This window comes from Rhodococcus sp. PvP016, assembly GCF_017832185.1.
Taxonomy (GTDB): domain Bacteria; phylum Actinomycetota; class Actinomycetes; order Mycobacteriales; family Mycobacteriaceae; genus Rhodococcoides.
Genome location: NZ_JAFIBH010000001.1, coordinates 2,684,941 through 2,706,991, shown reverse-complemented (window position 1 = coordinate 2,706,991; position 22,051 = coordinate 2,684,941). Strand labels below are relative to the sequence as shown.

Genomic DNA, 22,051 nt, shown 5'->3' with positions numbered 1-22,051 from the left:
TGAGCCGAGCCGGTCAGCGCGGTTCGGACATCCCGGCCGGGATCACCTGGTCCACGCGCGCCGCGGGCAGGAACACCGCGAAGAGCGCCGGACGACGGCGCTGCAGTTCCAGTCGTCCCCCGTCCGCCTCGACCAGCGCGCGGGCGAGGGCGAGGCCCACTCCGGTGGATCCAGCGCCGGAGAAGCCGCGGTCGAAGATGTACGGCGCGAGTTCGTCACTGACACCGGTTCCCTCGTCGGAGACCTCCACGACCACAGGCGGCCGTGGTCCGTCCTGCGCGGGTGCACGCGACTCCCCCACGAGGCGCACCGTGACGACGCAGCGACCGCCGCCGTGGTCCAGCGCGTTGTGCAGCAGCACCGACACCGCCTCGCGGAGTCGCGAACCCGTGACGAGGGCGGTGACCGACGAGTCGCCGCGCAGCTCGAGGTCGCGCCCGGCATCGGCGAACGGGCCGCGCCAGTCGTCGATGACGGGTTCGAGTTCGCCGCGCACGCGCACGGTCGAGGCGTCGGCCGCGCCGTCACTGCGGGACGACCGCACCAGGTCGTCGATGGCGGTGGTCAGCCTGTCGACCTGGGCCATGGCCTCGTTGGCCTCGGTGACCACCTCGGGATCGGGATGTCCGGACAGCTCGTCGAGACGCAGGCGCACCGCGGTGAGCCGGCTGCGCAACTGGTGGGAGACGTCCGCGACGAGTGAGTGTTCGCGTTGCAGGCGCCCCACGATCTCCACCGACGCGGAGTCCAGCACGTCGGACACCCGGTCGAGTTCGGGAATGCCGTGGCGGGTGGGGTCCTTGCGGAAATCGCCCTCGGCCAGCCGGGCGGCCCGCCCCGCGACGTGCTGCAGGGGCGTGGAGAGTCGACGGGACGTGAGGACGGCGACGACGGTGCCGGCCGCGATCGAGGCCAGGACGACGAGTGCCACCGCGCCGACGGCCTGCTTCTGGGCGGTGCGCATCTCGTCGGACGGCACTTCGAGGAGCAGCGACCCGGAGGTGCCCATGGAGAGGGACTCCTCGATCGGATCCTCGACGGACGGTGCGCCGATGTCCATGCGGGACGCCGGGTTCTCGGGGGTGGGGTAGACGACGAGGAGGCGCCCGCCCATGGGCACGACGAGCCGCAGCGAGGCGGTGTCGAGGCCGCCGTCCACACGACCGTCCCCGCCCTCCTGATCGATGATCTCGGACGCCATGCGCTCGAGCCGGGTGCGCAGGTCGCCGCGAGTGAAGTCCTCGACCCACAGCCAGGCGGTGTAGGTCAGCGGGATGCCGAGCAGCATGCCGGTGAGGATGACGACCGCGAGGATCGACTGCAGGATCCGACGCCTCATTCGGTGTCCCGGTCAGTCCGTGTTGATCCGGAAGCCGACGCCGCGCACGGTCGCGATGCGTCGTTCGGCCACCGAGCCCTCGTCGCCGATCTTGCGGCGCAGCCAGGACATGTGCATGTCCAGCGTCTTGGAGCCGCGCAGCTCGGCGTCGCCCCACACCTCGCGCAGGATGGTCTCGCGGGAGACCACCTGACCGGCGTGGTCGAGCAGGATCTTGAGGAGTTCGTACTCCTTGTTGGCCAGGGGGATCTCGTGGCCGTCGAGCAGGACGCGTCGCGCGGCGGGTTCGAGGCGCAGGCCGCCCACCTCGATGGTGCCGTCCTCGGAGGCCGCGCCGCGGCGCCGGAGCAGGGCCCGGACCCGCGCCATGAGCTCGGCGACGCGGAAGGGCTTGCTCACGTAATCGTCGGCTCCCGCGTCGAGACCGACGACGAAGTCGACCTCGTCGGTGCGTGCGGTGAGCATCAGGACGGCGAGGTCGGACCTGGTGGCGCGGATCTGCCGGCACACCTCGAGGCCGTCCATCCCGGGGAGCCCGAGATCGAGGATCAGGAGATCGAACGAGCCTTCCAGAGCGCGCGAGAGCGCTGCCGGGCCTGTCTGCTCGACCGTCACCGTGTACCCCTCTCGTCCGAGTGCGCGGGACAGCGGGGTCGCGATGGCTTCATCGTCTTCGGCGAGCAGGACTTCGGTCACCGGACCACCCTACGTAGTGCGCGCGGGACCGAGATCGTCTCCGTCGTCCCAGCCGTGATTCTGGGAGTCGAAGACCTGGTGATACAGCAGGGAGTGGACCCGCTCGACGTCCGGAATGTCGTCGAACTCGAGGGGGTCGTCCGAGCTCGCGACGATCACCAGGGTGCCGGTCTTCAGGAGCCGGTCGAGAAGACCGTGACGGAACTGCACGTTGGACACCCGCCGTACCGGGATGTCGATGCCCGAGTGCGACAGCACGCCCTGGCGGACGAGGACGCGGCGGTCGGTCACGACGAAATGCGTGGAACGCCAGCGTAGTACGGGGACGGCGGTGCGCCAGGCGATCAGCCCGACCCACACCACCGCGACGGCGATCAGCGCGGCGGACCGTGCCGTGGACTCCAGCGAACGTCCGATCATGCCCACGAGGAAGCCCGCGAGGAGTGTCGCGACGAGGAACGTCAGCACCGGCAGCACGAGCATCTTCCAATGTGGGTGCCGATGCAGGATCAGGTCCTCCTCGTGCCCCAGTGCGTCCTGCGGAAACGACATGCGGTTCTCCTGAGGGAAGGGTCGGTCAGGCGTCGAGCGCGCGGAGGTGAGTGACGTCGCCCGCCGAGACGGCGACCGGCGAGGTGTCACCCGACTCGGGCACGATCACCACCCGACCGTGCTCGTCGATGTCGGTCGCGACGCCCACCAACTCGGTGTCGCCCGGCATCGTGACCCGCACGCGGCGGCCGAGAGTATCGCACCGGGAGCGGTACAGCTCCGCGATCGGCGCGGTGTCCCACCCCGACTCGCGCCACTCGTCCAGTGCCGAACCCATGGCCCGCAGGAAGGCGCGCACCACCGTGCCGCGATCGATCACGGCGGCGCCGGCCAGTTGCAGGGACGTCGCCGTCGGGACGGGCAGCTCCGCCTCGGTGAGGCTGACATTGATGCCGACTCCGGACACCGCCGTCACGACGGGGTGGGTCGAGGCCACCTCCACCAGGATGCCCGCTACCTTGCCTCCGGCGTATCCGGACGACTCGTCGCCGCGGACGAGGACGTCGTTGGGCCACTTGAGCACCGCGTCGACCTCGGCGACGGTGCGCAGCACGTCGACCACCGCGACACCGGTGAGCAGCGGGAGCCACCCCACCGATCCGGGCGGCACCCCGGGCAGCTTGACCAGCGCGGACACGATGACCTGCGACCGCGCGGGCGCGGTGAACGACCGCGAGTGGCGCCCGCGGCCCGCGTCCTGGACGTCGGCGATCAGCGCGGTGCGGTCTGCGGCGGTGTCGGCGACGGCCAGCAGATCCGCGTTGGTCGATCCGGTCCGCGCCACGACGTCGACACGCGACCACGATCCGCGGGGTCCGTCGACGAGTGCGCGGGTGAGCGCACGCCCGTCGAGCGGCGGTCTGTCCAGGTTCTCCCACATGGGGCCGAGCATAGAGACGCGGCCGACGCACCACCCCTGCCACGTCCGGCGGCGCGGCGTCGATACAGTGCTGGTCTATGACGAGTGTTCAGGATGCGTCCGCGCAGGAATCAGTGGCTCAGGAAGAGACGGGGGCTGCCGCACCCGACATCCACACCACTGCCGGAAAGCTGGCCGAGCTCGCCGCCCGCCAGGCCCAGGCGGAGAAGCCCATGGGCGAGGCGGCCGTGGAGAAGGTACACGCCAAGGGCAAGCTCACCGCCCGAGAACGCATCACCGCACTGCTCGACGAGGGCTCGTTCGTCGAACTCGACGCCCTCGCCCGCCACCGCTCCGTCAACTTCGGCCTCGCGGACAACCGCCCCTTCGGCGACGGCGTCGTCACCGGCTACGGCACCGTCGACGGCCGCGACGTGTGCGTGTTCTCCCAGGACGCCACCGTCTTCGGCGGCAGCCTCGGCGAGATCTACGGCGAGAAGATCGTCAAGGTCATGGACCTCGCCCTCAAGACCGGACGCCCCCTCGTCGGCATCAACGAGGGCGCCGGCGCCCGCATCCAGGAAGGCGTCGTCTCCCTCGGCCTCTACGGCGAGATCTTCCACCGCAACGTCCGCATGTCCGGTGTCGTCCCCCAGATCTCGCTGATCATGGGACCCGCCGCCGGCGGGCACGTCTACTCCCCCGCCCTCACCGACTTCGTCGTCATGGTCGACAAGACCTCCCAGATGTTCGTCACCGGACCCGACGTCATCAAGACCGTCACCGGTGAGAACGTCACCATGGAGGACCTCGGCGGCGCCCACACCCACATGGAGAAGTCCGGCGTCGCCCATTACGTCGCCTCCGGCGAGCAGGACGCCCTCGACTACGTCCGCGAACTGCTCGGGTACCTTCCCTCGAACAACCAGGCCACCGCGCCCCGCCTGGCACCGTCGGACCCCATCGACGGGGCCATCGCCGACTCCCTCACCGCCGAGGACCTCGAACTCGACACCCTGATCCCGGACTCGCCGAACACCCCGTACGACATGCACGAGGTCATCCGCCGCATCCTCGACGACGACGAGTTCCTCGAGGTGCAGGAAGGCCGCGCCCGCAACATCATCGTCGGGTTCGGCCGCATCGACGGGCGCAGCGTCGGCATCGTCGCCAACCAGCCCACCGCGTTCGCCGGCACCCTCGACATCGATGCCTCGGAGAAGGCCGCCCGGTTCGTGCGCACCTGCGACTGCTTCAACATCCCGATCATCACCCTCGTCGACGTCCCCGGCTTCCTCCCCGGCACCGACCAGGAGTTCAACGGCATCATCCGCCGCGGCGCGAAGCTGCTCTACGCCTACGGCGAGGCCACCGTCGGCAAGATCACCGTCATCACCCGCAAGGCGTACGGCGGCGCGTACGACGTGATGGGGTCCAAGCACATGGGCGCCGACCTCAACCTCGCCTGGCCCACCGCGCAGATCGCCGTCATGGGCGCCTCCGGCGCCGTCGGCTTCGTCTACCGCAAGCGCCTCCTCGAGGCCGCGAAGAACGGCGACGACGTCGACGCGCTGCGCCTGGAGTTGCAGAACGAGTACGAGGACACCCTCGTCAACCCGTACGTCGCCGCCGAACGCGGCTACGTCGACGCGGTCATCCCCCCGAGCCACACCCGCGGACAGATCGTCACCGCGCTGCGCCTGCTCGAACGCAAGATGGTCACCCTCCCCCCGAAGAAGCACGGCAACATCCCGCTCTAGACCTCACCAGAACGAGTGCTCGAGTGACCACCGGTCGAGCTCCGCGGACACCGTCTCGCGGAGCCGGCGGGTGTCTCCCGCGTACTCGGGGTGAATGCCGAACACGGTGATCGTGACCTTGTGGCCGTACTCCACCGCCCACGCGGCGATCGCCGGTCCCTGTCGACGCCGGGCGGCGGCGTCGCGGCCCTGCATGATCGCGCGGATCCCGAACGACTCCGCGACCTGATCACCGAGTTCGAGGGCGCTCTGCGGCGCGGCACCCAGGTTCGACACGGTGGTGTCCGGGCCGGCGATGGACGTCATCATCCGCCCGAGTACCCGGTCCGGAAGCAACCGGGCCACCGCCTGCAGGTGGTCGGTGACCGCGTCGTCCGTGGTCGCGTACTTCGCGAACGCTGCCTTGCTCAGTGCACGGATCTCACCGAGCCCCACCTCGGGCCCGATCGGTCCGGGCACCCGGATCCACACGCCCCCGGACGCATTCGCCCGATCGTCGCCGTCGGCGCGGTTGCTCACCGCGATGCAGATGCGCGTGCCCTCGGGCCCCGTCGGATGGCCGGACGCACGCAGAACCCCGCCCATGACGGCCGTGAAGAGACTGTTCGGCGTACCACCGTGCTCGGCCGCGCGGGCGACCCACTCGCGGCGATCGAGATCCACCACGGCGAGGGTGGTGTCGGACTCTGTCGGAGTGGGTCCGTCCGGACGAGCCGCGACCGGCGTTGCGGTCGGCACGGCCGCACTCCCTCGCGTGACCGCCGAGCGCAGCGCCGTCGCGCCGGCCGACGCCGCCGCCTTCCCGATCACCGCGAGCGCTCGGGCCACCGCCGGAATCTGCGCTCCCGCGTCACGGAGATCCCCCCGCACGCCGGCCCACCCGGCGACGTCCCGCCCGGTGGGCAGTGCCGAACGCGTCGGCCCCCGGCGAGCCGCATCGAGCGCCGCGTAGACGGCCTGGCCGTCGGCGATCATGTGCGAGACCAGCAGAGCCACGACGACTCGTCCGGCATCGGTGTGCGCACACTCGAGCGCGAAACCGCGTCCATCGGAGGGATCGAGGTCCGCCGCACGGAGCCGGGCGTCGACCCAGTCCCCCACGGCGTCGTCCGCGATGGTGCCGGGTTCGGTGTACACCGTGGCAGGGCGCTCGGCCCGCACCCACCGGTCGTGGCCGAACGGCACGGAGGTGGGGACCACCCGGCGATCGAACGATCCCGACGCGAGCCGGTCGGCGAGCGTCGCGACGGCGTCCGCACCCGGGTCGGCCGGGAAGATCCACAGGTACTGGATGGGCGCCGTCCATCCGAAGAGCCGCTCCGCCAACGCGTACGACTCGTCGGCACCCGCCACGCGGTCTGCCGGGCGGGCCGGATCGGTGGTCACGTCACCAGAACTCATGCGGCACATCCCATCCGGTGAGCTCTGCGGACAGGGCTGCGGTCAGCGCCTGCGCGGAACCCACGCGTGTCTCGTCGAACCCGGCCACGGCGAAGGTCGCCGCACCGTCCGTCTCCAGGTACCAGGACTGCACTCCTTCGCCGAAGCGTTGCGGGCCGGCGGGGTCGACGTGATGCGCCGTTCCCCGGAAGGCGACGTCCGTGGCGGTACGGCCGCCGACCCGGAGGAGACCGTCGAAGGACCCCAGATTCGACGCGACCACGTCGGGCATACCGGAGCCGCCGCCCGTCACCACCGACGTCACGACGGACAGCGGGAGTACCTGGAGCAGCGGCTGCAGATGAATCATCGCCGGCCGGCGTCCGGCGGACAGCGCCGCGAAGGCGTCCCGGCACAGCGCGCGGACACCGCCCAGATCGGAGCCCGGAACCACGCGCTCGGCGAGCGAGATCGACACGCCCCCGGTGGCGTTGCTGCGCTGATCGTCGTCCCCCCGGCGCAGACTCATCGGGATGCCGACCTTCACGGGCAGCCCGTCGTCGGCGTAGCCGGTGGCGATGAGCGCACCGGCGAGTACCGCGACGAACAACGAGTTCCGTGTCCCACCGTGACGCCGCGCGACGGCGTCCCACTCCGTCAGCGGCACCGTGACCGTCGCCCAGGACGGACGAGCCCGCGGCGCACGGGTGTGTGCAGGAGTGCGCGGAGTGACGGAGGCCGGACGTGCGGCGCCGGAGTCGGGCGAGCGGAGATCGGACACCACGGCAGCGGCGGTCCGTGCCACGCCCGCCGCGGCCCCGGCCACCTGACGTGCTGCGTCGCCGACGTCCCCGACGAGTGCGGCCAGACCCGTCGGCGCACAGCCCATGTCGTCGCGCACCCCGGCCGCGTCGACGACCGCGGCCACAGCGGCCGCCGTCATCGCTCGACCGTCCGCGACGAGATGCAGACAGGTGAGAGACAGCGCCGATCCACCGGTGGTCGTCCGGGTGGCCCGCAGCGCCCAGCAGCGACCCTCCTCGGCGTCGAGGTCGACGGTCTCGAGATCGCGCGTCGCCCAGTCGAGGACCTCGTCCGGTGTCACACGCTCGTCATCGAGCCGAACGGCGGGAGCCCGGTCGGACCGGACCCAGCCCGGGCGGGCGACGGGAATCGACGGTCGGACGATGCGTCGATGCAGTGCTCCGCGCGCGAGTCCCATCGCCATCGCCGTCACGTCGGCGTCCGGCACCGCGTCGTCGAAGCGCCACACGAGTTGCAGGACGACGTCCCACCCGAACGCCTCGGAGAGGAACCAGTAGGTGAAGTCCTGATCCTGCAGCCGCGCCGTCATGCGACCACCGCGTCCGTCGGCGCGGGGCGGGCCGACTCCACGAGGTCGGCCGCGCGGCGGACCGCCTCCGCGGGACTCGTCATGGCAGCGGCCACGGCGGCAGCACCCGCGGCCGCCTCGGGCGTCAGAGCGAGGCTCAGGGCCCTCTCCAGCGACTGCGCCGTGATGTCGGAGGCGGGCATCGCGGCGCCGCACGAGAGGGCGACGACCCGCCGACCCCAGAAGGGCTGGTCCGAGGACACCGAGCACACCACCGTCGGCCGCCCGGCCCGCAGTCCCGCCGCGGTGGTCCCCGCGCCGCCGTGATGCACGACGGCGCGGCACCGGGGGAAGACCGCGGCGTGGTCGACGGCGCCGGTCACGCGGACGTGATCACCGAGCGGGCCGACGGAGTCGACGTCGTTCCAGCCGGCGCACAGCAGAACTCGTACACCCACGCGCGCCGCGGCGTCCGCGACGGCGGCCAGGACTGCCGCCGGGTCCGTCACCGGCATGGATCCGAAGCCGACGTAGACGGGCGGGGGGCCGTCGTCGATCCACGCGTCGAGAGACGGGTCGGACGGCTGCGGATCCATCCGTGCCCGCAGCTCCGGGGACACCTCGAGGAAACCCGTGAGGGGACGCGTGTCCTCCCAGTCGTCCGCGAGTTCGGGGCAGAACACCCGGTCGTAGGCCTGGATCTCGACGGTCCGGCGACGCGCCATGCGACCGGGAAGCGGCGACGACACCGTGGGGATGCCCAGGGACCGGCGTAGCGCGTTCTCGCGCCGCCGGGTCGCCGCCCACAGGACGTGGTCGAGCAGGGTCCAGGCCAGTCCGACGACCGCCGACGGCGCACCGTCGATGCCGGGCACCGGGGAGAACCGCGGGTTGGAGCGCACCGGCGCGTGATGCAGCGCGACGAGACCGATCCCGCGTGCCTCGGCGAGGGGCAGCGCGATCTGTTCGGTGGTGATACCGGTGAGCAGCACGTCCGGTTCCGTGGTGTCGACGACGTCGCGCAGTTCCGTCACCATCTGGTCCCACCCGAAGTTCCACAGTGCGGCGAGCGCCCGGGCTCGGTCGGCGACCGACCCGCGGGACAGGCCGTGACGGACCAGGTCCGAGTTCATGTGCTCGCGGGTGTCGTACCCGAGCGGCACCGTCTCGAGTCCGACCCCACGGGCCGACTCCACGAGGTTGGGCGGGACTGCCATCACCACGTGGTGGCCGCGGCCCGCCAGTTCCGAACCCAGGACGACGGCAGGCTGAACGTCGCCTCGCGTTCCGCTGACGGCCATGACGATGCGCACGACTCGATTCCCCCTCGGACCTACCTGATGTGGAGTGCGCCGGAAATGGCGTCTCGTCCGCTTGTGACACTTGTTCGTACCATTCGGCGCACGGGACGGCATGTCGTGGTGCCGATCCGAGAATTGGACCACAGACAGACCTCGGGGTCGGGAACGCACGCTGGTCACAGGTAGCGCCGCACTCGACTTGTCAAGTCTGACAGCATAATACGTCGAAGACGCAGGTCACGTCGGCGCCGCGGCGTGGCATGTCACGACGGCTCCGAGCGCAACTCGGACAGCGAGACACTCGTCACCCCGGGGAGTCGGTGTGGCGTAGGACGTCACGATTGGCGGAGTCCCATCATGTCTGCAATGGTCGTCTCACGAACAGTTCGCGGAGGTCATCAGTTGCGGATGCTCGGCTCGCGGGGGTCGCGGAGCAACGCTCGAGGGGGTGAGACATGCAGGTCACGTTGGCATTTCAGGGAAGTCGAGGCGACGTGCAGCCTGGCGTCGTCCTGGCCACCGAGCTGGAACGACGCGGACACCGTGTGGTGCTCGCCGTTCCGCCGAACCTCGTCGCCTTCGCCGCGTCCGCCGGCCTCGACGCTCGCCCGTGCGGTGTGGACACCGCGGAGCTGCTCACCTCACCCCTGGTGACCCGAGACATGGCCTCGCGCAACCCGCGCCGCCGGCTGGCGGCCGTCACGGCCGTCACCGTCGCCGGAGGTCGCGCCGCGCGAGCCGCGCTGACCGACCTGGCCGACGGCAGCGACGTCCTGGTGGGGTCGTCCGTCGGTCAGGAGAGCGCGTACGACGTGGCCGAGGTGCACTCGATTCCCTACACACCCCTGCACTTCTGCCCGGTTCGCAGCAACGGCGTCGCCTCCGTCGCACCGGTGCCGTCGGCCCTCCCGGCGTTCGTGCACCGCGCGGCGTGGTGGGCGCTCGAGACCGCGCTGTGGCGCGCCTCCCGCGGTGCGCACACCACCCTCCGAGCAGAACTCGGACTGCCGCCCCTGACATCCAGTGTCGCTGGGGCGCTGGCGCGTTCCGGCGTCACCGAGATCCAGGGGTACGACGCGGCACTGTTCCCCGGGCTCGCGGAAGAGTGGGGCCCGGCGCGACCTCTCACCGGTTTCCTGCATCCCGACGCCGACACTCGCGCCGCGGTACAGCAAGCCGCCCCGGTCACGGACGGTCTCGACACCTGGCTCCACGCGGGCACACCACCGGTGTACATCGGGTTCGGCAGCATGACGGTCCCCGGCGGCGCGGCTCTTCTCGACGAACTCGTCGCTGCCGTCCGGCGTGCAGGGCGGCGGGTTCTGCTCGTCGGCGGCTGGGACGACCGGCTGCTGCGCGACAGTGCCCCCGGTTCCGGCGAGTTCGGGGACGACATTCTCTCGGTGTCGGCCGTCGACCACACCGCGGTGCTCCCGCTGTGCGAGGCCGTCGTCCACCACGGCGGCGCCGGGTCCACCGCCGCCGGTCTGCGCGCCGGCCGGCCCACTCTCGTGTGTCACGTCGGTGCCGATCAACCCCTGTGGGGACGACGCGTCGTGGCCTCGGGAGTCGGTGCGAGCGTCGCCGCACGATCGGTGTCCCCTACCTCCCTCGATGACGCACTGGCCCGGGCGCTCCACCCGCGGACACGTTCTGCTGCAGAGCGTCTCGCGAATGCCCTCGTCTCGCCGACCGATGCGGTCCGGCGGTGCGCCGACCTCGTCGAGGCGGCAGCGCACCGCCGCACGGTCCCGCTGCATTCGACCGCCTCGCGAACGGAGACCTCCCGATGAACCGACTGTCCCTGTCCGTCGTCGTCCCGGCATTCGACGAGGAGGAGTGCATCGGCGCGTGCCTGGATCTGCTCTGCACCCAGTTGGACTGCATCACCGAGATCATCGTCGTGGACAACAACTCCGCGGACGGCACCCGTGACATCGTGCGACGTCGCGCCGCGGACCACCCCGAGATTCGCGTCGTGACCGAGACGCAGCAGGGTCTCGTCTTCGCCCGGAACGCCGGTATGGATGCCGCGTCGGGGGATCTCGTCGCCCGGATCGACGCCGACACCCGCGTGTCCGACGACTGGGCCGCAACGATTCTCGACTTCTTCGCCGCCGACGTCGATCAGCACTGGGCCGCTGCGTGCGGACGCGGTGAGGCGTACGAACTGCCCTACGGCGACGCGGCCGCCCGCATCAAGGCGCGGTGGTCACCGCTCGCGCGGCGGTCGCCGTCCACGCCGGGGGTCCGCGACGTCCCGGTTCTGTACGGATCCAACATGATCCTGCGCCGCGAGACGTGGAAGCTGATCCGCGAGGACGTCTCGCTGCGCCGCGATGTCTTCGAGGACGTCGACATGGGGCTCTGCGTGCAGAAGTCCGGCGGGCGCAACGCCTTTCTGCCCTCCCTCACCGTGGGAGTGTCGCCGCGCCGGATGGAATCGGGCATGCGGTCCTTCGTCCGCTACATGGCGTGCCTCCCCCGAACCCTGCGACTGCATCGACGCCACGCGCTCGCTGCGGCAGCGCTCGTGCTGTACGTGCCGGGGGTGTCCGTGCTCCACGCCTGCCGACTCGTGATGATCCGCGCCTACGACAGCGACAGCGGTTCCTTCTCCGCGCGACATCTCCTACGCCCCCGCACCGATCGCGGAATGCCCTGAGCGCACCGCTCTCCTCGTCGCCCCTGCGATCGTCACCCGCCCTGCGATCTCGACCCGAACGGACGTGAGACCGAAGATGGAATTCACCGAGCTCGCCGATCACCCGCTCCCCCGGGGCGTGGTGACCGAGTGGATCCCCACCGTCACCGCGACCGACCGCTGGTATCGGGACGACCGACCACTGGCCTACACGCACGAGGAACACTGCCGTCACAGCCTCGCCAAGGCTGCCACGGGATCGTCGGACGAGATCGGCGCCGCCTGGATCGGGGCGGTGTTCGAGATCCACGACCGGTACGACCCCGAGGCATTGCGTCGAGCCCTGCGCGCGTGGACCTCTCGCCACGAGACCTTCCGCTCCACGGTCACGACGGACGGAGTCGACGCCGACGGCGGCGCCCGTCTCGTCCGCTCCACCGTCCCGGAGGACGCGGTGGACGTGGTTCCGCGTGTACTCGGGCGTCGGCGCACGGGATCCGACGTGCACGCCGACGTCTCGGACTTCTTCGCCCGCACCCTGTCGCCGTTCCGGTGGCCGCACTGCGTGGTCGCCACGGTCGAGGACATCGCCCCGAGTTCGTCGACGTCGGAGGACGACGAGACGGACCGGTTCCTCCTCGTCTTCGGAGCCGATCACTCCGTCATGGACGCCTACTCGATGCTGTTGGCCGTCAGCGAACTTCGTCGGCTGTACGAGTTCGAGATCCACGCGCGGGATCCACGGCTGGCGGCGATCGGCAGTCATCTGGACTTCAGCGTCGTCGACCGGGAGACCGGTGACTGCCTGACCCCCGACCACAAGGTGGTCCGCACCTGGTCGTCCTTCCTCTCCGACGGCAGCTTCCCCCCGTTCCCCCTCCCTGTCGGCGCCGACGACGAGCACGGTCCCGAGCGGCAGAGCAGTCTCTCCCGATACCTGTTGAGTGCGGCGGACACCGACGCGCTCGCCGCACACACCCGAGTACGGGGAGCGTCCATGACCGCAGCCGTGGTCGGCGCGCTCGCACTCACCTCCCGCGACCTCGCCGGCGAACGCCGACTGCGTGTGACCATGCCCATGCACACGCGCTTCGAGCCCCAGTACGCCGAATCGGTCGGCTGGTACGTGGGAGTGGTACCGGTCGACGTCCACGTCGACCCCGCCTCGGACGTGGACGACGCCGTGCGCCGCGCCGCCGCCGGCCTGGACGCCGTCAAGGGCTATGCACGCCAGCCGTACTCCCGCGTCGCGCGGCTGCTGAACGTGGATTCGGTGCCGCAGTTCGTGGTGTCCTACCTCGATCTGCGGCACACCCCCGATGCCGAGTCGTGGCCACTGTGGAACACGCGCACGCTCCGCAGTGCCACCGCCTCCCGCGACGAGGTCTACTTCTGGATCCTCCGCACGCCGCTCGGCCTCAGCATCGCGGCCCGGTTCCCCGGCCACGAGGAGGCGGTCCGCAACGTGCACGCCTACCTCGCCCGATTCCAGGAGGTGTTGCGCGAGTCCGCCGGCGCCGTCGTCGAGAGCGGGGCGGGCAGGACGGTGCACGCATGATCATCACGGCGATGCGCAACTGGAAACCCGCACCCGGCGAACTGCTCGAGTGGCATCCGGTCAACGACGCACGGCCGCTCGTCGAGTCCGCACCGGTCGATCCCACCCCGCCGTCGTTCCTGCAGGAGAACCACGTTCGTGGCGTGCGCGCGGTGGCGGACCGGGGAGGCACGCACACTGCGTACCTCGGCTCCGCTACCGAGGTCGTCGGGGATCTCGACGTCGACGCGTTGACCCTCGCCTTCGAGCAGTTCCTCCTGCGCCACGAGGGACTGCAGACGTGGTTCGAGACGGCCGACGGCGCGGTCGTGCGGCGCCGCGTTCCCCCGGCGGCCGCGCGCCTGCACGCCGTCTCGGCGGGCGAGTGCTCGGCGCCCGACCAGTTCCTCGACTACGTGCGCGATCGCCTCTCGCGGGACGCCACGCCCCTGAGTTGGCCCGCCGTGGCGTTCGGGGCGGTGGCGCGACCGGGGGGCTTCACGCTCTACTACGGCGCGGACCACGCGTTCTCCGACGGCGCCTCGCAGGTCCTGGTCCTGGCGGAGCTGATCGATCTCTATCGCGCGGCGCAGTCGAAGCGCGCGCCCACCGACATCTCGGCGTGGACCGGGAGCTTCCTCGATCACGTCGCGATCGAGAACGAGAGGGCCGCGGCCGTCGACGCCGACTCCCCCGAGCTGGCCGAGTGGATCGACGTCGTGCGAGCCCACGGCGGCGCGATGCCGTCCTTCCCGCTCGACCTCGGACTCGCACCGGGCGAGACCGCTCCCGTCGAGCCGATCGAGATGGACCTGCTGGGCGCGGACGACACCGCGGCCTTCGACGCCGCGTGCCGGGAGGCGGGTGGGAAGTTCGTCACCGGCCTCTTCGCCGCGGTCGCGATCACCGATCACGAGCTCGCCGGCCGCGACGACTACGCCGGCATCACCGTGCTCGGTACCCGCCACCTCGGGGACTTCGCCCTGTCCCAGGGCTGGTTCTGCAACTTCGCGCCCGTGACGTTCCCCGTGGCGGGCGCCGGCGACTTCCGCACCCTCGTCGGTCGGGCGAGCGAGGCCTACGCCCGCACGAAGGCCACCGCGGCAGCGCCGATCGGGAAGGTGCTGCAGTTGCTGTTCGAGTCCGGCATCGGCGGCGCCGGACTGGCATCGAGCCCGCATCTGTTGTCCTACATCGATTTCCGCTGGTTCCCCGGGCACGGCTCCGAGGCCGACGACGACGCGATCCTGTTCACCGGCGAGGGCCGCACCGCCAACGCCTCCATGTGGTTCAACCGGGACGATCGCCACTTCTACCTGGGGTCGCAGACACCCGCGACGCCCGAGGCGCAGCGACAGGTGGCGCGATACCACCAGCACCTGCGGGAGGTCCTGCAGACGGTCGCGCGGAACGGGAACCGCGCCGTCGGTGGTGACGCGTGCACGTGATCGGCGTGGACGCCTGGGCCCCGCGCCCCGGCGTCGTCCTGCAGTGGCTCGTGCGTTCCGACGCCGAACCCGTCCCGTCGACGGTCCCGCCGTCCTTCAACCAGAGTGCGCACCTCGCCGACGTCGACGACGGCAGCACGTGGCTCGCAGCATCGTTCGACGTGCCGGGGCGGCTGGACACCGACGCCCTGGAGCGTTCTCTCGAGCGGCTGGTCGCACGCCACGGTTCGCTCCGGACCGGCTTCGTGCGGTCCGACGCCGGCCCGTCGCGCGTGGATCATCCGCAGGGTGCGCTCACCCTCCGACGACGACCGGACGTCGCGGTCCAGTCCGTCCCGGAGGCGCACCGCGTCGTGCGCGCCGCGCTCGACACCGCGTGCGCTCCCTTCTCGGCACCGGCCTACACCTTCCTCGCCATCGATCGTCCGGACGTCTCCACGGTGGTGTGCGGGTTCGATCACGCGCACGTCGACGCTTACTCGCTGGCGGTCGTCATCGACGACGTCCGTCGGGGCTATCTCGGCGAGCCGGAGACCGCGCCGGATCCGGGTGACTTCGTCGACTACTGCGCAGCCGAGTCCGCGGGCACGCCGATCGACCTCGCGGACGACCGGCTCCGCACGTGGGTCGACTTCCTGCGCGCGGGCGACGGCGCTCCGCCGCAGTTCCCTCTCGATCTCGGAGTCCCGCACGGGCGCACGGACCGGTGCGCGGTCCGCGTCGACGCTCTGCTCACCGCACGCGAGGCAGACACGGCCGAGACCGGGTGCCGTGCCGACGGTGCCAGCCTCTATGCCGGTGTGCTCGCGGCCATGGCGCACGCGGTACGAGACCTCGGTGGTGGCGCCACGGTGCCCCTGCTGTTCCCGCTGCACACCCGCCGATCCGCGGCGTGGCGGTCGTCCGTCGGCTGGTTCGTCACCAACGCACCGCTCGAGGTGGTCACCGAGAGCGACCTCCGGGCCACCATCCGCTCGACCGGTCCGGCGGTGCGCCGCGCGGTCGCGCTGGGCGAGGTGCCCATCGCCCGCGTGGTCGAGGCCGCGGGCGGACTCCGGCGCCCACGCAAGGACGTCTTCATGGTGTCCTACGTCGACTACCGGTCGGCCCCCGGACACGACTCGCTGCGCAGCATCGACGCCCACCACATCTCCAACGTCACCGTCTCCGACGACGCCCAGTTCTGGATCTCCCGCACCGCGGACGGTCTCGCACTGCGGAGCCGGTTCCCCGACAACCCGACCGCCCGCACCACGATCGAGGCCTTCGTGGCCGCCGTCGCGGACCACCTCGCGCTCGTCGCCCAGCCGTGCGAGGCCGCCCTACGGTTCGCGGTGGACACCCGGACCGCGGCCGACGCGACGGTCACCGTCCCCTAGAGTTCGGGGAACACCTGCACCTGGAGGAGACGCTTCGTGACATCAGCCGACGACCGGACCGAGTCCGGTACGGACGAGACCGCTCCCTCGGCGCCCTTCCTGCGCGTCGAGTCGGGCAACCCGACCGACGAGGAGATCGCCGCCCTCGTGGCCGTCCTGTCCGCCGCCACGGCCGACGCCGGGCCGACCGAGATCCCGGTGCTGGATCACTGGGGTCGGCCGTCCACCATGCACCGTGCGGGCACGGCGTTCTCGCCCTACTCGTTCACCACCGGGGTCACCGGACCGCGGTGACGGTCCGGTTCGTACTCGCGTCGCGATCGCCCGCTCGCCTGGCCGTGTTGCGGGCAGCCGGGGTGGATCCGATCGTCCGGGTCTCGGACGTCGACGAGGACGCGGTCGCCGCGGCACTGCCCTCCGATGCACCGCACGCGGTGGTGGTCACGGAACTGGCCGCGGCCAAGGCGGCCGTGATCGCAGACTCCCTCGCTCACGATCCGGACCTGTCGACCGGCACCGTCGTCGTCGTGGGCTGCGACTCCATGCTGTCGATCGGCGGAGACCTCGTGGGAAAACCCCGGGACGTCGCCGTCGCTCGCGAACGCTGGGCGGCGATGGCCGGTGCGAGCGGCGACCTGCTCACCGGTCACTGCGTCCTGCGACTCGACGACGGCCGGATGACCGCACGCAGCGCGGCCCACTGCGGGACCACGGTGCACTTCTCCTCGCCGACCGAGCGGGACCTCGAGGCCTACCTTCGCTCGGGCGAGCCACTCGCCGTCGCGGGCGCGTTCACCCTCGACGGTCTCGGTGGCTGGTTCGTCGACGGCATCAAGGGCGACCCGTCGTCCGTCATCGGTATCGGCCTGCCGCTGGTACGCCGCTTGCTCGCCGAGGTGGGCGTGGGTATCGCCGATCTCTGGGAGAGCACCGAGGCGCGTCGTGACGGGATCGACGACACCAGCGTCTGACGCCGTCCCTACGCGCGCCCTAGGATCGTGTGGTCACGCACAACCAGTTCGACCCCCCGTCTGACAACCTCAGGAGACGCACGTGTCCGTCGCGCCAGATCCCCACCCCGCCTTCGCGTCGTTCGCGCACCCCGAACGACTCGTCACGACGCAGTGGCTCTCCGCCAACATCGGCACACCCGGACTCAAGGTCGTCGAATCCGACGAGGACGTCCTGCTCTACGACGTCGGCCACATCCCCGGCGCCGTCAAGATCGACTGGCACCTCGACCTCAACGACCCGGTCACTCGCGACTACGTCGACGGCGCAGCGTTCGCCGATCTGATGAACCGCAAGGGAATCTCCCGCGAGGACACCGTCGTCATCTACGGCGACAAGAGCAACTGGTGGGCCGCGTACGCCCTCTGGGTCTTCACCCTGTTCGGTCACGAGGACGTGCGGTTGCTCGACGGAGGTCGCGACGCCTGGCTGGCGGAGAACCGGGACACCACGCTCGACGTTCCCGAGACCTCCGTCTCCGGCAGCTACCCCGTCGTCGAGCGCGACGACGCAGCGATCCGCGCGTTCAAGGACGACGTCCTCGCACACCTCGGATCCGGCCCGCTGGTCGATGTGCGCTCCCCCGCCGAGTACACCGGCGAGCGCACCCACATGCCCGACTACCCGGACGAGGGCGCGCTGCGCGGTGGTCACATCCCGACCGCGCTGAGCATCCCGTGGGCGAAGGCCGCCGCACCCGACGGCCGGTTCAAGTCCCGCACCGAGCTCGACGAGGTCTACGGGGACGTGTCGTCCGACGCCGACGTCATCGCGTACTGCCGCATCGGCGAGCGGTCGTCGCACACGTGGTTCGTGCTGACGCATCTGCTCGGCTACGAGAACGTCCGGAACTACGACGGTTCCTGGACCGAGTGGGGCAACGCCGTGCGCACACCGATCGCGCGCGGCGAGGAGCCCGGAGCCCTGCAGTGAGCGGAACGCTGCCCGCGCCGCTGGCCGAGATCGTCGACGACTTCGCGGCCGTCGAGGGTCAGGACAAGATCACGATGCTGCTCGAGTTCAGCAAGGAGCTGCCGGCCTTGCCCGCTGGTCTCGAGCAGGCCGCGATGGAACCCGTCCCGGAGTGCCAGTCACCGCTGTTCCTCTCGGTGGACTCGTCCGACCGGTCGGCGGTGCGCCTGTACTTCAGCGCCCCGCCGGAGGCGCCGACCACGCGCGGCTTCGCGTCGATCCTGGCGCAGGGGCTCGACGGGCTTCCCGCCGACGACATCCTCGACGTCCCGGACGACTTCTACACCGAGCTGGGACTCGCGGCGGCCGTGAGTCCGCTACGGCTGCGCGGGATGTCGGCGATGCTGAGCCGCGTCAAACAGCACCTGCGGTCCTGACTCGCCGCTTTGTTCGGACAATGTCGCTCTCAGCGGTAGACTGAGGTACCGAGAGCGGCGTCCGTACGGGGCGCCGCGCCGGTGTGGAAGGACAGCCGAATCGTGGAGTTCACCGAACTGGTCGACTACCCGATTCCGGCAGGCACCCTCACCGAGTGGATCCCGAGCGTCGGCCCGCACGCGTCGACGCCCGAGGACGCGGGATGGCTGCCCGACGATCGGCCCACCTCCTACGTGCACGAGGCGCATCTGCGTCGCACCCTGGCCAGGCCGTCCGCCGGTCGCGAGTCGTGGCTCGGCACCGCGTTCGACATCGCGGGCCCGCTCGACACCGCCGCATTCCGGCGCGCGGTGCTGGCGTGGATCGACCGGCACGAGGGCATGCGGTCCAACGCCACCGTCGACCCCGACACGGGCGTGCTCTCGCGCGTGACCGCCCCGGTCGGCACCACCGACATCTGGGTCATCCAGCAGGACGCGTGCACGCAGGCCGGTGAGGTGTACGAGCACTTGCAGCACCTGTTCGACGAGTACACGTCGCCGCTGGTGTGGCCGTCCTACGCGTTCGTCACTCTCGAACCCACCGGACGCGCCGACGGCGACGCGGCACCGGACCACTTCACCGTGTTCTTCGCCGCCGATCACTCGATCATCGACGGGCTGTCCATCGTGCTCATCGCGCACGAACTCACCCGCCTCTACGAGCAGGAGACCACCGGTGCGCCGGCAGGACTGTTCCCCACCGGCAGCTACCTCGATTTCGGCGAACTCGAGCGCACCCTCTGCAGCGGCGTCGACCGGACGCACGACGCTGCCGTGGAATGGGCGACTTTCCTCGGCGAGGACGGGGGACGATTCCCGTCCTTCCCGCTCGACATCGGACCCGTCCCGGAGGTACCGATCCCGCAGGCCGGGCTGTCCGCGTGGATCCTCTCGCCCGAGGAGGCGGACGTGTTCACCGTGGCGTGCCGCCGAGCCGGTCCGGGCTTCTCCGCCGGCCTCATGGCATCCATGGGCGCCGCGGCGGCTGCCGTGTCCGGTGCGGGGCGCTTCCGCACGGTCACTCCGATGCACACCCGTCACGACCCGTCGTGGGCCGCGTCCCTCGGCTGGTTCGTCGGCGTGGCTCCCCTCGCGTTCGACGTCGAGGACGGCGAGTCGTTCGACGCAGTCGTCGTGCGCGCCGGAGCCGAGATCGCACGCACCCGTCCGATCTCACGCGTCCCCCTCGATCTCGTCGCCGAGGCCATCGACCTGCACGACACCCCGCGTTTCGTCGTCTCCTTCATGGACGTGCGCTTCGCACCCGACGCGCGGACGTGGCCCGACGTCAACGCGCGCGCACTGCGGAGCAGGAAGTACGACCACGACGTGTACCTGTGGGTGCATCGCACTCCGCAGGGCGTCAACATCTCGGCTCGCTTCCCCAGCAGCGAGGTCGCCACGGCTGCCGTCCATCGATTCGTGGCGGAACTGCGGACCGTCCTCAGCGACGTCGTGACCACCGGGACACACCTCGTGCGGGCCCGGAGTGACCTCACCCCTACACTCCGAAACTAGGATGACCAACCGATGGCGCGGGCGAAGGCCCGTGCTCGTCCGCCGGAGCGACACCACGCGACGGCCCACCCGACCTCACAGGAGGCTTCGTGCCCAGCCACGCCACTGCCCGCATCAGCAAGGTTCTCGTCGCGAACCGCGGTGAGATAGCGGTACGTGTGATCCGCGCAGCGGCCGACGCCGGCTACACCTCCGTCGCGGTCTACGCCGAACCCGACGCCGACGCCCCCTTCGTCCGCCTCGCGGACGAGGCCTTCGCCCTCGGCGGCCAGACCTCCGCCGAGTCCTACCTCGCGATCGACAAGATCATCGACGCCGCCGCCAAGTCCGGCGCCGACGCGATCCACCCCGGCTACGGCTTCCTCTCCGAGAACGCCGACTTCGCACAGGCCGTCCTCGACGCCGGCCTGATCTGGATCGGACCGTCCCCGCAGTCCATCCGCGACCTCGGCGACAAGGTCACCGCCCGCCACATCGCCACCCGCGCGAAGGCTCCCTCCGTGCCCGGCACGTCCGAGCCCGTCAAGGATGCGGACGAGATCCTCGCCTTCGCCGACGAGCACGGCCTCCCCATCGCCATCAAGGCCGCCTTCGGAGGCGGCGGACGCGGCATGAAGGTCGCCCGCACCCGCGAGGAGATCCCCGAGCTCTTCGACTCCGCCACCCGCGAAGCCGTCTCCGCCTTCGGCCGCGGCGAGTGCTTCGTCGAGCGCTACCTCGACAAGCCCCGCCACGTCGAAGCGCAGGTCATCGCCGACCAGCACGGCAACGTCGTCGTCGCCGGCACCCGCGACTGCTCCCTGCAGCGCCGCTTCCAGAAGCTCGTCGAGGAAGCCCCCGCACCGTTCCTCACCGACGACCAGCGCGCCGAGATCCACGCCTCCGCCAAAGCCATCTGCAAGGAAGCCGGCTACTACGGCGCCGGCACCGTCGAATACCTCGTCGGCCAGGACGGACTCGTCTCCTTCCTCGAGGTCAACACCCGCCTGCAGGTCGAACATCCCGTCACCGAGGAGACCTCCGGCATCGACCTCGTCCTGCAGCAGTTCCGCATCGCCAATGGCGACGCACTCTCCATCACCGAGGACCCCACCCCACGCGGACACTCCTTCGAGTTCCGCATCAACGGCGAGGACGCCGGCCGCGGCTTCCTCCCCGCCCCCGGACCGGTCACCACCTTCATCGCCCCCGAGGGCCCCGGCGTGCGCGTCGACTCCGGTGTCGAGTCCGGCTCCGTCATCGGCGGCCAGTTCGACTCCATGCTCGCCAAGCTCATCGTCACCGGCGCCACCCGCGAGGAAGCCCTCGCCCGCTCCCGCCGCGCCCTCGCCGAATTCAAGGTCGAAGGCCTCGCCACCGTCATCCCGTTCCACCGCGCCGTCGTCTCCGACCCCGCCTTCATCGGCGACGGTCAGTCCTTCGACGTCCATACCCGGTGGATCGAGACCGAGTGGGACAACACCGTCGAACCGTTCACCGCCGGCGCCCCCATCGAGGACGACGAGAACGGACCCCGCCAGAACGTGGTGGTGGAGGTCGGCGGCCGCCGTGTCGAGGTGTCCCTGCCCGGCCAGTTCTCCCTCGGCGGCAACCCCGCTGCCGGTGGCAACGTCATCCGCCGCAAGCCCAAGGCCCGCACCCGCGGCGGCGCCGGCAGCGCTGCCGCGTCGGGTGACGCCGTCACCGCACCCATGCAGGGCACCGTCGTCAAGGTCGCCGTGACCGAGGGCCAGGAAGTCGTCGCCGGCGACCTCATCGCCGTCCTCGAGGCGATGAAGATGGAGAACCCCGTCACCGCCCACAAGGACGGCGTCGTCACCGGACTCGCCGTCGAGCCCGGCTCCGCCATCACCCAGGGAACGGTCCTCGCAGAACTGAAGTGATCCACCGAGACAGCCCGCCC

At 70.9% G+C, this 22,051-nt stretch carries 19 protein-coding genes; 12 read left to right on the top strand and 7 right to left on the bottom strand.

The features are described 5' to 3' along the window. Window positions 1-13: 13 nt before the first annotated feature. Genes JOE30_RS12680 through JOE30_RS12665 form a run of 4 tightly spaced genes read right to left on the bottom strand, consistent with a single transcriptional unit; the run spans window position 14 to window position 3,467 of the window. Window positions 14-1,339, bottom strand: coding sequence for a HAMP domain-containing sensor histidine kinase (locus JOE30_RS12680; protein ID WP_204867054.1), 1,326 nt, complete (start codon window positions 1,337-1,339; stop codon window positions 14-16). Between the two features lie 12 nt (window positions 1,340-1,351). Beyond that, window positions 1,352-2,035 (bottom strand): response regulator transcription factor, encoded by a 684-nt coding sequence (locus tag JOE30_RS12675; RefSeq protein WP_027506895.1) that lies wholly within the window; start codon window positions 2,033-2,035, stop codon window positions 1,352-1,354. Between the two features lie 9 nt (window positions 2,036-2,044). Beyond that, window positions 2,045-2,587, bottom strand: a complete 543-nt coding sequence (locus JOE30_RS12670) for a PH domain-containing protein (protein ID WP_204867052.1) — start codon at window positions 2,585-2,587, stop codon at window positions 2,045-2,047. Window positions 2,588-2,612: 25 nt separating this feature from the next. Then, on the bottom strand, window positions 2,613-3,467 hold the full coding sequence (locus tag JOE30_RS12665) for a biotin--[acetyl-CoA-carboxylase] ligase (RefSeq protein WP_204867050.1): 855 nt from the start codon (window positions 3,465-3,467) through the stop codon (window positions 2,613-2,615). A 77-nt stretch (window positions 3,468-3,544) separates the two neighbouring features. Between JOE30_RS12665 and JOE30_RS12660 the strand changes: the two genes are divergently transcribed. Then, window positions 3,545-5,206 (top strand): acyl-CoA carboxylase subunit beta, encoded by a 1,662-nt coding sequence (locus JOE30_RS12660; protein ID WP_239532367.1) that lies wholly within the window; start codon window positions 3,545-3,547, stop codon window positions 5,204-5,206. A 3-nt stretch (window positions 5,207-5,209) separates the two neighbouring features. Here the strand turns inward: JOE30_RS12660 and JOE30_RS12655 are convergent, their stop codons facing one another. From JOE30_RS12655 to JOE30_RS12645, 3 genes are read right to left on the bottom strand one after another with little or no spacing between them, the layout of a single operon-like run. Next, window positions 5,210-6,607, bottom strand: coding sequence for a hypothetical protein (locus JOE30_RS12655; protein WP_204867049.1), 1,398 nt, complete (start codon window positions 6,605-6,607; stop codon window positions 5,210-5,212). Next, window positions 6,594-7,940: a hypothetical protein gene (locus JOE30_RS12650; RefSeq protein WP_204867048.1), complete on the bottom strand. Its 1,347-nt coding sequence runs from the start codon at window positions 7,938-7,940 to the stop codon at window positions 6,594-6,596. Before JOE30_RS12650 ends, JOE30_RS12655 begins: the two co-directional genes overlap by 14 nt. Further along, window positions 7,937-9,232, bottom strand: a complete 1,296-nt coding sequence (locus JOE30_RS12645) for a glycosyltransferase (protein WP_204867047.1) — start codon at window positions 9,230-9,232, stop codon at window positions 7,937-7,939. Before JOE30_RS12645 ends, JOE30_RS12650 begins: the two co-directional genes overlap by 4 nt. A gap of 443 nt (window positions 9,233-9,675) precedes the next feature. Here JOE30_RS12645 and JOE30_RS12640 point away from each other — a divergent pair, with 443 nt between their 5' ends. The 11 genes from JOE30_RS12640 (at window position 9,676) to JOE30_RS12590 (ending at window position 22,031) form a co-directional block, all read left to right on the top strand. Beyond that, entirely contained in the window at window positions 9,676-11,013 is a 1,338-nt protein-coding gene (locus JOE30_RS12640; protein ID WP_204867046.1) for a glycosyltransferase, read from the top strand. After that, window positions 11,010-11,885, top strand: coding sequence for a glycosyltransferase family 2 protein (locus JOE30_RS12635; RefSeq protein ID WP_204867045.1), 876 nt, complete (start codon window positions 11,010-11,012; stop codon window positions 11,883-11,885). Before JOE30_RS12640 ends, JOE30_RS12635 begins: the two co-directional genes overlap by 4 nt. Window positions 11,886-11,961: 76 nt before the next feature. After that, window positions 11,962-13,422: a condensation domain-containing protein gene (locus JOE30_RS12630; protein WP_204867044.1), complete on the top strand. Its 1,461-nt coding sequence runs from the start codon at window positions 11,962-11,964 to the stop codon at window positions 13,420-13,422. Next, entirely contained in the window at window positions 13,419-14,849 is a 1,431-nt protein-coding gene (locus JOE30_RS12625) for a condensation domain-containing protein (protein WP_204867042.1), read from the top strand. The genes JOE30_RS12630 and JOE30_RS12625 overlap by 4 nt, the downstream gene beginning before the upstream one ends. Then, entirely contained in the window at window positions 14,840-16,228 is a 1,389-nt protein-coding gene (locus JOE30_RS12620; protein ID WP_204867040.1) for a condensation domain-containing protein, read from the top strand. The genes JOE30_RS12625 and JOE30_RS12620 overlap by 10 nt, the downstream gene beginning before the upstream one ends. 36 nt (window positions 16,229-16,264) lie before the next feature. Next, window positions 16,265-16,522: an acyl-CoA carboxylase subunit epsilon gene (locus JOE30_RS12615; RefSeq protein WP_027506905.1), complete on the top strand. Its 258-nt coding sequence runs from the start codon at window positions 16,265-16,267 to the stop codon at window positions 16,520-16,522. Continuing rightward, complete coding sequence (locus JOE30_RS12610; protein ID WP_204867038.1) at window positions 16,519-17,199, top strand: nucleoside triphosphate pyrophosphatase; 681 nt, start codon at window positions 16,519-16,521, stop codon at window positions 17,197-17,199. Before JOE30_RS12615 ends, JOE30_RS12610 begins: the two co-directional genes overlap by 4 nt. Before the next feature lie 82 nt (window positions 17,200-17,281). Then, the gene (locus JOE30_RS12605) at window positions 17,282-18,172 is read left to right on the top strand and encodes a sulfurtransferase (protein WP_204867036.1); all 891 of its coding nucleotides are present in this window, start codon (window positions 17,282-17,284) and stop codon (window positions 18,170-18,172) included. After that, window positions 18,169-18,588 (top strand): SufE family protein, encoded by a 420-nt coding sequence (locus JOE30_RS12600; protein WP_037186768.1) that lies wholly within the window; start codon window positions 18,169-18,171, stop codon window positions 18,586-18,588. Before JOE30_RS12605 ends, JOE30_RS12600 begins: the two co-directional genes overlap by 4 nt. Before the next feature lie 102 nt (window positions 18,589-18,690). Further along, window positions 18,691-20,148 (top strand): condensation domain-containing protein, encoded by a 1,458-nt coding sequence (locus tag JOE30_RS12595; protein ID WP_204867034.1) that lies wholly within the window; start codon window positions 18,691-18,693, stop codon window positions 20,146-20,148. 89 nt (window positions 20,149-20,237) lie between these two features. Beyond that, a complete protein-coding gene (locus tag JOE30_RS12590; RefSeq protein ID WP_204867032.1) occupies window positions 20,238-22,031 on the top strand; it encodes an acetyl/propionyl/methylcrotonyl-CoA carboxylase subunit alpha in 1,794 nt (597 codons plus the stop codon). Window positions 22,032-22,051: the final 20 nt, after the last annotated feature.